At 40.4% G+C, this 12,373-nt stretch carries 9 protein-coding genes; 4 read left to right on the top strand and 5 right to left on the bottom strand.

The window, feature by feature from the left end:
- Positions 1-43: 43 nt before the first annotated feature.
- Positions 44-955 (top strand): recombination-associated protein RdgC, encoded by a 912-nt coding sequence (gene rdgC / locus PSM_RS03430; protein ID WP_008111993.1) that lies wholly within the window; start codon positions 44-46, stop codon positions 953-955.
- A gap of 232 nt (positions 956-1,187) precedes the next feature.
- On the opposite strand, the gene PSM_RS03425 is transcribed toward rdgC, so the two are convergent.
- Positions 1,188-2,027, bottom strand: coding sequence for an HDOD domain-containing protein (locus PSM_RS03425; RefSeq protein WP_013464223.1), 840 nt, complete (start codon positions 2,025-2,027; stop codon positions 1,188-1,190).
- 281 nt (positions 2,028-2,308) lie between these two features.
- Here PSM_RS03425 and PSM_RS03420 point away from each other — a divergent pair, with 281 nt between their 5' ends.
- Positions 2,309-4,009, top strand: coding sequence for a dipeptidyl-peptidase 3 family protein (locus PSM_RS03420; RefSeq protein WP_013464222.1), 1,701 nt, complete (start codon positions 2,309-2,311; stop codon positions 4,007-4,009).
- Positions 4,010-4,394: 385 nt separating this feature from the next.
- Here the strand turns inward: PSM_RS03420 and PSM_RS03415 are convergent, their stop codons facing one another.
- Both PSM_RS03415 and PSM_RS03410 read right to left on the bottom strand, forming a co-directional pair.
- Positions 4,395-4,925, bottom strand: a complete 531-nt coding sequence (locus tag PSM_RS03415) for a phosphatase domain-containing putative toxin (RefSeq protein WP_013464221.1) — start codon at positions 4,923-4,925, stop codon at positions 4,395-4,397.
- Between the two features lie 31 nt (positions 4,926-4,956).
- Complete coding sequence (locus PSM_RS03410) at positions 4,957-5,355, bottom strand: HIT domain-containing protein (protein ID WP_013464220.1); 399 nt, start codon at positions 5,353-5,355, stop codon at positions 4,957-4,959.
- 107 nt (positions 5,356-5,462) lie between these two features.
- Between PSM_RS03410 and PSM_RS03405 the strand changes: the two genes are divergently transcribed.
- Together PSM_RS03405 and PSM_RS03400 are read left to right on the top strand one after the other, a co-directional pair.
- Positions 5,463-7,688 carry a S9 family peptidase gene (locus tag PSM_RS03405; protein ID WP_013464219.1) on the top strand — a complete coding sequence of 742 codons (2,226 nt, stop codon included), beginning with the start codon at positions 5,463-5,465 and terminating at the stop codon, positions 7,686-7,688.
- Positions 7,689-7,961: 273 nt separating this feature from the next.
- Positions 7,962-9,599 (top strand): methyl-accepting chemotaxis protein, encoded by a 1,638-nt coding sequence (locus PSM_RS03400; RefSeq protein ID WP_013464218.1) that lies wholly within the window; start codon positions 7,962-7,964, stop codon positions 9,597-9,599.
- An 80-nt stretch (positions 9,600-9,679) separates the two neighbouring features.
- On the opposite strand, the gene PSM_RS03395 is transcribed toward PSM_RS03400, so the two are convergent.
- Both PSM_RS03395 and dinB read right to left on the bottom strand, forming a co-directional pair.
- Positions 9,680-11,215, bottom strand: coding sequence for a M17 family metallopeptidase (locus PSM_RS03395; protein WP_013464217.1), 1,536 nt, complete (start codon positions 11,213-11,215; stop codon positions 9,680-9,682).
- Between the two features lie 110 nt (positions 11,216-11,325).
- Positions 11,326-12,357 (bottom strand): DNA polymerase IV, encoded by a 1,032-nt coding sequence (gene dinB, locus PSM_RS03390; protein WP_013464216.1) that lies wholly within the window; start codon positions 12,355-12,357, stop codon positions 11,326-11,328.
- Between the last annotated feature and the right edge of the window lie 16 nt (positions 12,358-12,373).

Here is a 12,373-nt window from a genome sequence, read left to right as displayed (position 1 = left end):
TATTGCTATGATTGCACAAATTTTTTAAATGGATCATTCCCCTATGTGGTTTAGTAACCTTATATGCTATCGCTTTAAACAAGACGTTTCATACACACAAGAAGACTTTGATAAGGCATTAGAGCAAGATCTATTTCGTCCTTGTACTGGCCAAGAGTTGGCAACATTTGGTTGGACAAAAGCATTTGGTAAACATGGTGAAACTCTTTCTCATTTCTCGCAAAAAAGTATTTTAGTGTGCGCTAAACGTGAAGAAAAAGTATTACCAGCCTCGGTAATAAATGAGCTGGTAGCAGAAAAAGTTGATCAGATTGAAGCCGAAGAAAATCGCCCAGTAAAGAAAAAAGAAAAAGATGAATTAAAAGAAAACATCTTACACACCTTATTGCCACAAGCATTTAAAAAATCGAGCTTGCAGTTTGCTTTTATAGACCAAGAAAATGGGTGGGTGGTAGTTAATAGTGCAAGCTTTAATAAAGCAGAGGAACTACTTGCTCTATTACGTAAATCATTAGGGACATTACCCGTTGTTCCTGCGTTTGCTAATTATGATTTAGACGTATTTTTAACTGACTGGCTTACTAACTTTAGTACTCCAGAGGGCTTTGCAATTGGATCAGACGCTGAACTTGAAGAAGCTGATGACAGTGGCGCCCAGGTAAAACTTAAAGGCCATGACCTATCGTGTGACGAAGTGAAGTCGCACCTTGAAAGTGGTAAGCGCGTTACTAAGCTTGCCCTTGATTGGCAAGAGCGCGTTAAATTTATGCTACAAAACGATGGCTCAATTAAACGTTTAAGCTATTCAGAAACACTTAAAGAAGAAAATGCCGATATTCCTAAAGAAGATATGGCGGTTAAACTAGATGCTGATTTTATTCTTGCATCTGAAGAAATTAAGCAATTGCTAGAAGAGCTTACACAGGGCTTAGGTGATGCTGACGATTTAGCGTAAAAGCTTTATTAAATAGTATTAAAAATATAAGCACGATATTAATCGTGCTTTTTATTGTTCAAAAACAAGTTATACCAATTGCATTAAATTAGTGATTTATTATAGCGACAAAGAAATAAGTCGATAACAAGGCAAAAATTATGATACATAGTTGTTCTATATAAATAATTTTTAACGCAGGTAGCGGATTATTTAATACGCTAGAATAATCATGTTTTTAATAAAATTGGTATTAACTAAACATTTCTTTTACGTCTTCAACCATATGCAAATACTCTTCACTCTCTAACATTTCTAATGAAGGAAATATGCCTTTATCAATATACGTTTGCAGCGCTGCTGACTTATCAGATACTTGTAAGGTTCCCTCAAGGATTGCACCAACACGAATGAAGTCGATATAACTCACCTCAGCAGTACGATGATTCACATCTGCCCAGTGCTGCGCGACCTCAACAAACACATCAGGAAATTCCCACGCTTTCATGATTGAACCACCAATTTTACCACTTAAACGTTGAATCGCATGGGCTAAAAAGCTGGGGCTTGCAAACACTTCAGGGTGACGCTCTGCTTCAGTTAAAATGGGTAACACCCCAATATTATAAACTAATGAAGCTAATGTAATGGCATCGCGATTTAGCGATGTATGGGTATTTCTTTTTAAGTAAAACTCCATTAATGAAATAGAGTGCGAGGCCACATGCAGCGTTTTATGCCACGCCTTTCCCATGTAGCCTTTTATTAACTCGTTGTTAGATACAAATAACTGCTCCATCGCCATGGCTGTGGCAATATTTTTTATTTGCCTAAGCCCAATACGTGTAACGGCTTGGTGCAAGTTAGACACCTTTACAGCTCGGCCCATAATTGCACTATTTGCGACTTTGATCATCCGCGCCGACAATGCAGGATCATGTGCTATCACATCTGACATTTGCATCAAATTAACATCGGGGTTATCTGCGGCTTGGCGAACCTTAATCGCTACCTCAGGTAACGTAGGCAACACCAGTGTGTCGTTGTTAATTCTGTCGACTAAAATAGTGAGTAAGGCATTTTCTGTAGACATAAAATATCCCTTTGCTTAATGACCTACACTTTACAGCAAGTCTTATATTATTAATTATTTCAAAGCTTAGTAGTATTAAACATATACCTAAAATAGAAAGAATTGTAGATAATTATTGATTATTTACCAGCGGCCCCTCATTAGTGCACTCTAACGTCTAATACTTGCTATTTGCTAGTATGTTTTGCTTTAATGCAAGCATGCTAAGGCACACTAATACTCATTCAGTACCTTAACTTACAGTATACAAGTTATAAAATAGACTTTTTAAAGGCAATATAATGATCTTAAATAAAATTAGCCAAGCAATACTGCTCTCTGGCATCGTTTTTCTTAGTGCCTGTTCTGAGCAAGCACCGTCTTCAAACAATACGCCGCAAAGCTCAGCGCCAACGGCTTCTCAAGCGCCTTCAGGGCCAACACTCGTTAATATTGACCGTCAACGCTTAGACATATACACAGACTTCAGCTTACAAAGCGATTTGTCACACTTATCTGAGAACCAAAAAGCCATGGTTGCCAAGCTTATTGATGCTTCAAAAATTATGGACGATTTATTTTGGAAACAAGCATTTGGTGAAGATAAACAAAGCTTTTTAGCACAATTAGATGATGAAAAAGTACGTCAGTTTGCAGATATAAACTACGGCCCATGGGATCGCTTAAATGGCGATGAAGTATTTTTATCTGGCTACAAAGAAAAGCCGCTTGGGGCAGGTTTTTATCCGGCCGACATCACCAAAGAAGAGCTTAATAACGCTGATGTAAAAGATAAAACAGGGCTTTACTCACTTATTAAACGCGATGAACTAGGTAATTTATACAGCACGCCTTATTCAGAAGAATATGCTGTAGAACTTGCCCAAGCAGCTAAGTTACTTAGAGACGCTAGCAAATTAGCTGACGACAAAGAATTTGCCAACTACCTAAACTTACGAGCTGACGCAATACAAAGCGATGATTTCCAAGCCTCTGACTTTGCTTGGATGGATATGAAAAATAATCCTATCGATGTTGTTATTGGCCCAATTGAAAACTACGAAGACCAATTATTTGGTTACCGTGCTGCCTATGAATCGTATGTACTAATTAAAGATTTAAAATGGAGCGAACGCCTGGCTAAATTTGCTGCCTTTTTACCTGAGCTGCAAAAAGGCTTACCTGTTGATAGCAAGTACAAGCAAGAAGTACCAGGCTCAGATGCTGACTTAAATGCCTACGATGTTGTTTATTATGCTGGGCACTCAAATGCCGGCAGTAAAACCATTGCAATTAACTTACCAAATGATGAGCAAGTACAGCTAGAAAAAGGCACACGTCGCTTACAGCTTAAAAATGCAATGCGAGCGAAGTTTGATAAAATTTTAGTCCCTATCGCAGAGCAGTTAATTGTGCCAGAGCAACGTAAACACATTACCTTTGATGCATTTTTTGCTAACACTATGTTCCATGAAGTAGCTCACGGTTTAGGTATTAAAAATACTATTACCGGCAAAGGTACCGTTCGCCAATCTCTACAAGAGCATGCTAGCGCCTTGGAAGAAGGTAAAGCAGATATTCTTGGTCTGTACATGGTTGAACAGTTACTTAAAAAAGGGGAAATCACTGAAGGAACGTTAGAAGATTACTACACCACCTTTATGGCGGGTATTTTCCGCTCTGTGCGTTTCGGTGCATCAAGTGCACATGGTAAAGCAAACATGATCCGCTTTAACTTTTTTGCTCAAGAAGGTGCCTTCTCTAAAAATGAAGACGGCTTGTATAGCATCAACATGGATAAAATGGGCGACGCTATGGCTAAATTATCGCGCCTTATTTTAACCCTGCAAGGTGACGGTGATTACGAAAAAGTTGATCAACTGATTGCAACTCATGGCGATATTAAAGCGGAACTAGCTAAAGATTTAGAAAAGTTAAGCAAAGCGAACATCCCTGTAGATGTAACCTTCAAACAAGGTAAAGATGTACTTGGCCTTAATTAATATGCGCTAAATTAGCTCACATAAAAAAAGCGTTACACTGTAACGCTTTTTTTATCTAGGGTCTGTTGACCTTTGCGGATTAAAATTTGTTCAAACTAGGGGCGGTTTAATCGCGGCGCGAGGTTTGTAACCTAGTGGGCTAAGTAAAAACCGAGCAAAGCTTCCGCGTCCTGCTCACGCCCCTTACCTACATCCATGTAGGCAACAAAGAGTAAATCGCCCCTAGGCAGAACCCTTCGGGCAGCGCCTGTTTGGCATTGATGCTGCGTTATCGCCTATTTATGGGGAATAACACCACATAGGCTCTGCCTTGCCTAAATACCAAACAGACTGCTGCAAATTCAACCTTGAAAGGTCAACAGACCATAATTACTTATCAGTCTAATTATTTATCACTCATCACTTTACGAACAACCGGCTCAAGGCTTGCCATTCCCCACTGCTTGCCAGTTTCAATTGCAGACTCTATATCTGCACCTTGTTGATGAGCTGAAATAGCCATTAGCGCACCAACACGATTACTGCTCGCACAATGAACAACCACTGACTCACCTTTAAGTTCTTCTAAAAGGCTAGCTAATCGTTTTGCATTGTCGATGTTTACATCTTGTGCACCTGCAATAGGAATTGCGTGATAGCTCATTCCTAAAGAATTGACTAACGCGCCTTCATCCCAGTCTTGCTCATCTGCTGCACGTAAATTAATAACATGCTTAACATTAGCTTGTGACAGTTGCTTAAACTGCTCATCAGTCGGTTGCGCTGCTGAAAAAACTAAGTTGTTATGTGCTGCAAAGTTTTTAATATTAGCGTTATTTACCACATCTATAGCTACTGGCTGCTCGCCCGCTATCACTGCTGACACTGCAATGGCTGCAATAAATACACTTGTACAGAGTTGTTTGATTAATTTCATACTATCCCCTCAAAGTAACTCATTTTGATTTTTAAAAATGCGCTTTTAATTGCTCTATCTGCTCATTAGTATAAGGCACACTCGGAAACTTGCCCCATACCGGCGCAGGCCACGCAATATCTGTTTTAAAACGCGCGATATGATGAATATGTAGTTGTGGCACCATATTACCCAATGCGGCTACATTTAACTTATCAGGATTAAACACCTCCATTAACAAATGACTGAGTTTCGCTGACTCGTGTAAATAAGTAATTTGTTGCTGCTCGGTTAAATCAATAATCTCTTTTAAACCCGCTATTCTGGGGACCAATACAAACCAAGGATATTGGCTGTCGTTTAATAGCAACACCTTACAAAGTGGCCAATCAGCCAGTTCAATACAATCTCTTTTCAGTTCAGGTGCTAAGGTAAATGATGTTTTGCTCATGTTAAAGTCCTTAGATTATTTTACCGCACACTTTATAGCATTTAGTTGCAGTTGAACACGCTTGTGCTTTACCATCGAGATAATTTTATGTAAGTAAAGGCAATCCTGTGTTAAAAAAACTAAAACATCTCTCACTGGCAATTCCCCTACTCGCGGGCGCATTAAGCGCAGAAGCTGAGCCGCTAACGCTTGAGCGTATATTTGATGATCCGAGCTTAGCAGGCAAATCTCCGGTACAACTTAAGTTTTCGCCTGATGGTAGCCGGGTTACCTACTTACAAGGTAAAACCGATGACTATAACCGCTACGATTTATGGGAATATAATTTAAAAGATAATACCAACAGGTTGTTAGTTGATTCGGCGCAGTTATTTTCAGGCCCAGAAAATCTCTCCGATGAAGAAAAAGCACGCCGCGAACGCCAACGTATTTTTGGAAAAGGTATCCTTGAATATAAATGGTCAAAAGATGGGAAAGCACTGTTATTCCCTCTTAATGGCGATCTTTATTACTATGACTTAGATGCTAAAAATAGTAAAAAGCTGACTAACACAGACGCATTTGAAACCGATGCGCGTTTCTCTCCAAAAGGAAATTTCGTATCCTTTATCCGAGAGCAAAACCTATATGCACTAGAGCTGGCTTCAGGTAAAGAAATTCAGTTAAGTAAAGATGGCGGTGGCGTAATTAAAAACGGCATGGCCGAATTTGTGGCGCAAGAAGAAATGAGCCGTATGACCGGTTATTGGTGGGCAAATGATGAATCTAAAATCGCCTTTACTCGCGTTGATGAAAGCCCTGTTCAAGAAGCGATTCGTAACGAAATTTATGCTGATGAAGTAAAACTATTTAACCAGCGTTATCCATTTACTGGCACCAATAATGTTGACATTCAACTTGGGGTGGTAAAGCTTAATGATCAAGCAGTTGACTGGATTGACTTAGGCGACGATAAAGATATTTATATTGCCCGCGCTAAGTGGCTAAACGACAGCAATACGCTCTCTTATCAATGGCAAAACCGCTCGCAACATAACTTAGAACTACGTTTTTACAACACTAAAACAAAACAGCAAACCGTTGCTTTAACTGAAAAAAGTGATACCTGGATCAACTTGCATTTTGACCTTGAATTTTTAAAAGATAAAAAGCATTTTGTATGGGCCTCAGAGCGAGATGGATTTAAGCACCTTTATTTATATCGTAATAACGGCCAACTTATCCGCCAGATTACCGCAGGTGATTGGGTCGTAGATAGCCTAAAAGGGATAGATGAAAAAAATGGCGTTGTTTACTTTGCTGCACGTAAAGATACCCCGCTAGAGAGCCATTTATACAGTGCGCCTTTATTTAAAAAAGGGGCTATGAAGCGCATTACTGAAAAAGGCCAATACCATAATGTCGTTCTAGCGAAAGATAATAAAACTTTCATTGATAATAGCTCATCGGTTAATAAGCCAAATTCAGCTGCACTGCGCAAAATTAATGGTGAGTTTATTACGTGGCTTGAAGAGAATAAGCTTGATGACTCTCACCCACTTACCCCGTATCTAACTGATTTAGCCCAGCCCGAATACGGAACAATTACCGCTGAAGACGGCCAAATTATGCATTACCGTTTATTTAAACCAGCAAATATGGCAAAGGGTAAAAAGCATCCGGTTATTGTCAACGTTTACGGTGGTCCTCATGCTCAGCGAGTAACCAATAGCTGGCGCATTAAAAATTTATATTTTCAATACATGGCGCAACAAGGTTATGTAATTTTTCAACTTGATAACCGAGGCTCTTACAATCGCGGTAAAAAGTTTGAAGATGCGATTTATAAGCACTTAGGCGTTGTAGAAGTGGCGGATCAAATCAAAGGCGTTGAGTTTTTACGTACCCTTGATTACGTAGACCCTGCTCGCATTGGTATTTATGGCCACAGCTACGGTGGTTATATGGCGCTGATGACTATGTTTAAAGCAGGCGATTACTTTAGCGCGGGTGTATCTGGTGCTCCGGTTACCGACTGGGCTCTATACGACACCCATTACACCGAGCGCTATTTGGGTCACCCAGATACTAATGCCCAAGGCTATATCGACAGTGCTGTGTTCCCATACGCTGAAGGCTTAAAAGGCCCATTAATGATTTACCATGGTATGGCCGATGACAACGTATTATTTACCCATGCCACTAAATTGTTTAAACAGCTGCAAGATAACAATCAACAGTTTGAAATGATGACTTACCCGGGCTCAAAACATAGCCTTCGCGGTAAACAAGTTCAAACTCATTTACATCAAACTATTACAAACTTCTTTAACCGTAATTTTAATACAAAGTAACTAAAACTGGGTTAATTATTAGACTAAAGGCTGATGCAAGTATCAGCCTTTTTTTATGCAAATAAGATATATTGAAACGTCAACAAACAATAATAAAATTCACTTTAAGCGTCTGTTAAATAAAAGTCCGGCCTTTTCTCTTTATTGTATTCACGCAAACTAGCTAACAAAGTCAGTATTAAAAATACAATATAAGGAAAATAAAACCGTATTAGCCTATATTTTAACTATGCTTATTTAAGAGAAATAATGCTCTGATACGGGAATAAATTTATGCCAAACCTTCGTCGTTTTACTATATTTCAACGTCTAGCCATTTTGGTAGGGATTGTGATTTTTGGTTTAATTGTATTGAGTATTTCGAGTTTGAGTAATCAATATAAATCGCTTAAAAATGAGCAATATCTAAAAACTAAAAATGTGGTGGAAACTGCATATAGCATCATTACACACTACGCAGCGCTTGAACAAAACCAAACACTCACCCGCGCCCAAGCACAATCTCAAGCGATGGCCTCAATACGCTCATTGCGTTACGATGATACTAACTATTTTTGGATCAACAATTACCAGCCAGCCATGGTGATGCACCCAATTAAACCAGCCCTTGAAGGGAAAGATTTAACGAATAATAAAGACCCTGATGGCACCCCTTTGTTTGTTGAAATGGTTGATGTTGTTAAAAAATCCGGCGAAGGCTATGTGCCTTACAAGTGGCCAAAACCCGGCAGCGACGAACCCGTAGATAAAATTGCGTTTGTGAAAGGTTTTGATCAATGGCAATGGATCATCGGCTCGGGCGTTTACCTTGATACCATAGACAACACCTTTTCGCAGCAACGTACCATTATCGTTATCAATGTTGTGATTATGATCGTCGTTGTCGTACTTTTTAGCTACTTTATTGGTCGCAGTATTTTAACGCCAACTCGATTAGCAGCAGAAATGATGAAAGATATATCTCAAGGTGAAGGAGATTTGACCCGCAGTCTAAATGATAGTGGTAATGATGAAATATCTCAGCTGTCGCGGTCATTTAACTTATTTGTATCCAAAATTAGAGAGTCTTTGGTGCTGGTTGCCAAAAGCGCAAACGATGTCAACGAGCATGCCCATGCAGTCGATGATTCTAGCAAAACCAGCCAATCATTCATTGAACTTCAAAACGACAGCTCAACCCAAGTAGCCGCTGCAATGGAGCAAATGACTCATCAAATTCATGATGTTAGCCGTAATGCCGAAGCTGCTGAGCAAGCCGCAAATGATGCTGCTAGTAATGCATCAACGGGTAAAAATGTGGTGTCTAAAACCATTACCGCCATTGAAACCCTCTCTAGTAATATAGAGACCGTGAGCAAAGTAACCGCCGATCTTGCCAACGAAAGTAATAATATTGGCTCGGTACTTGATGTTATTAGAAGCATTGCTGAACAAACCAACCTCTTAGCGCTAAACGCTGCTATTGAAGCTGCAAGAGCAGGTGAACATGGAAGAGGCTTTGCGGTTGTAGCCGATGAAGTAAGAACACTTGCCAGCCGGACAGGTAAAAGCACTGATGAAATTCAAGCGATGATAGCTAAGCTGCAAGAAGGGGCAAAAGCCGCAGTTGAAGCGGTAAAATCTAGCCAAGAGATTTCTATTTCTACGGTTGAACAAGCCTCCTCGGCAAATACATCACTTGATGAAATAGACAGATTAGTATCGGTGATCACCGATATGAACGGCCAAATTGCCCGTGCCACAGAGCAGCAAACATCAGCCGCAGACGAGGTGAATTTAAGAATTAACGATTTATCACAATCTACAGAGCAATCATTGGGTAACACCAAAGATTTAACTCGCGCTAGCGACAAACTCAAACAAAGCAGTGTTGAGTTATCAAGCGTGGTATCGCGCTTTAAGCTTAGTTAACCTGAACTCCGGATAATAAATATCTTCCACCAATTAAAAAGCCCTGATTTTCAGGGCTTTTTAGGATTATTTATAGGGAGTTATAAACAATAGCGGGCAAATAAACTGCTTACTGACGCTGCAGTTGGTTTACCATGTTGCCAGTCGCCGCCTTCAACGCCACTACCAGCAATATCCATATGTACATAAGGAAGTGGTAAAGTAGATTCACTGCCATGCTTATCTAATCCACCTACCACAGCTAAAAATGCCATAGGAAATTGATGGCCGCGCGCTGTAACAGCAGAAGCCGCATTATTACTAGAAAGCACATCGTCAGCTAAAGTGCGTGGTTTTATAAAATCATAATCTTCACGGCGTGAACGCGACACTTCAGCACCGTCAGCCCATAAATCACCACAATCAGCTAATTGGCGTGAAATATTAGCACTACGCGCGGGCCCATTTTCTACATAAGCACCATATGGTCCCATCGCGCGTGCAGCATGCCCTGTTAAAGTAGCCACTGTAAACAACGTTGGATTTATTTCGTTTTTAGCTAAATCTTTCATTTCGCTAAGTAAATCACCCATAGCTAAACGCCCTTCGGCATCGGTATTACCAATACGAACACGGACACCTTCTCGGCTAGTAATTATTTCATCAGGGACAAAACAATCTGAACCAATGGAGTTGCGTACAACCGCTAAAAAGGCAATCACTTTAACCCCTTTAGGCTGATAATCGGCTACTGCTTTCATAAATCCAGCAACCGAGGCCGCACCGCCTTTATCGCGGCTCATGCCCGCCATAAAACCACCGACTTTTAAATCTGCACCGCCCGTATCATAGACTAAACCTTTACCAACAAACATCAGTGTTCGGGTTACTTCGCCCTCAGGCACGTATTCAAGTTTAACAACGCGTGGATGATGACGCTCTACCGCATACGATGCGCGAGCAACGGTACTTAGCATGGGGTAATGCTTATCAATGGCAGCTAAATCATCAATCACATCAACGCTCACCGCACTGTTTTCAAATAACTCAGTACAATAATCAGCAAAACGTGGGGGGGCCATACGCTCAGGCTCGGTGCCACATAAATCACGTGCAGCATATTGCCCGGCAGCTAACGCATTGACTGCTTTAATTGTTTGCTCATTGGCATCAATTAAGCCTATTTGAGTAATAGGCTCAATACCTTGACCATGAAACTCACGCGCTTCTAGGGGTTGCCATAATGCTTGGCATGCGCCTAAGTAAGCCACTTCAAGAGCATGTTGATAACGGCTATCCGTATTTAAAGCGGGTAAATAAATAGCAGGGTTAACACTACCTGATGCTTTTGCCTCATTAATGGCTAATTTGGCTGCATCAAAATAACGACGAACGTCGTCATAATCTCTGTTTAAAGGGCCTGTTGGCGCTAACACGACACGTTTACCGGCAATCACTAACAAGGTGACTTGATTGCCTATGCGAGAGTCTACTTGGGCTTGGTCTAAAATTGTATCACGCAGTGGCGTATTTGGTAAATGAGAAAAGTCGTTGCTGATAATAATAAGTGCATCATGCGATATACAATCTAGGCTTGCACTTACCGGCTTAGCCAGTACTGCTTTTGGATATGCCATAAAAAAGGATCCTGTTAGAAAACGTAGTCCCTATTATTATTTATTTAGCAATTTATAACCAGTGAACTGCGATAACCTGCATATTTACTGGCAACTTGGAGTTACACGTTTTACACATCTAAAATACTGAGCTGAAAATTATGCTCTGGTTGATTTTTAATACCCACGCCAATTCCTAATAAGCGCACCGGTTGTTGTAATCCACGTTGATAGGCTTTGGCGAGTAACTCTTTAAAAATAGCCTTGTTTAATTGATGCGCAGCCTGATCTGCTGAGGTCACTACAAAATTAGCAAATTTAACTTTAACACTTAATTTATTAATTTTATGTTGTAGTTGCTGTTTATTTAATCGAACCACGAGTTCATCTAACAGTTGCGGTAATTGTTCAAGGCATTCATCTAGGCTGTTTTTGTTGTATTCATAAGTATGTTCCACACTCAATGACTTACGTACCCGCTCGGTGGAAACGCGCCCTATATGCTCACCCATGCACTTTTGATATAACGACACACCAAAATTACCCACATGCTGTTGCATCCAATTAGCCCCTTTTTCGCGCACATCTTGCCCCGTGTATAACCCTTTTAAATTAAGCTTTTCTAGAGTTACTTTACCCACCCCTGGAATTTTACCTAATGGCAATTGGGCTAAAAACGAGTCAACCTGCTCAGGCAATACCACAAATTGCCCATTAGGCTTATTTTCATCACTGGCTATTTTGGCAATAAACTTTATTGGGGCAATACCTGCAGATGCAGTCAGTCCTGTGGTATTAAAAATATCGGTACGAATTTGCTCTGCAATTAACGTTGCACTGCCCTTAAAAGCAGTACTGTGAGTTACATCTAAATATGCTTCATCAAGCGAAAGAGGTTCTACAAGGTCAGTATAGCGGTTAAAAATGGCGCGGATCTGTGTTGATACTTGTTTATAAACAGCCATTCTGCCAGGCACAATAACTAAGTCAGGGCAAAGCTGTTTGGCATGATAGTTAGACATAGCAGAGCGCACCCCATACTCTCTAGCAATATAGTTAGCGGTAGAGAGCACTCCACGGCGACTATTTCCGCCAATTGCCAGCGGTACGCTTGCAAGCTTAGGATTGTCGCGCATTTCTACGGCCGCATAAAAGCAGTCCATATCTTATCATAGGTTA

This window comes from Pseudoalteromonas sp. SM9913, assembly GCF_000184065.1.
GTDB lineage: Bacteria > Pseudomonadota > Gammaproteobacteria > Enterobacterales > Alteromonadaceae > Pseudoalteromonas > Pseudoalteromonas tetraodonis.
The sequence above is the reverse complement of the archived record's forward strand: the minus strand, read 5'-3'. Positions and strand labels throughout refer to the sequence as shown.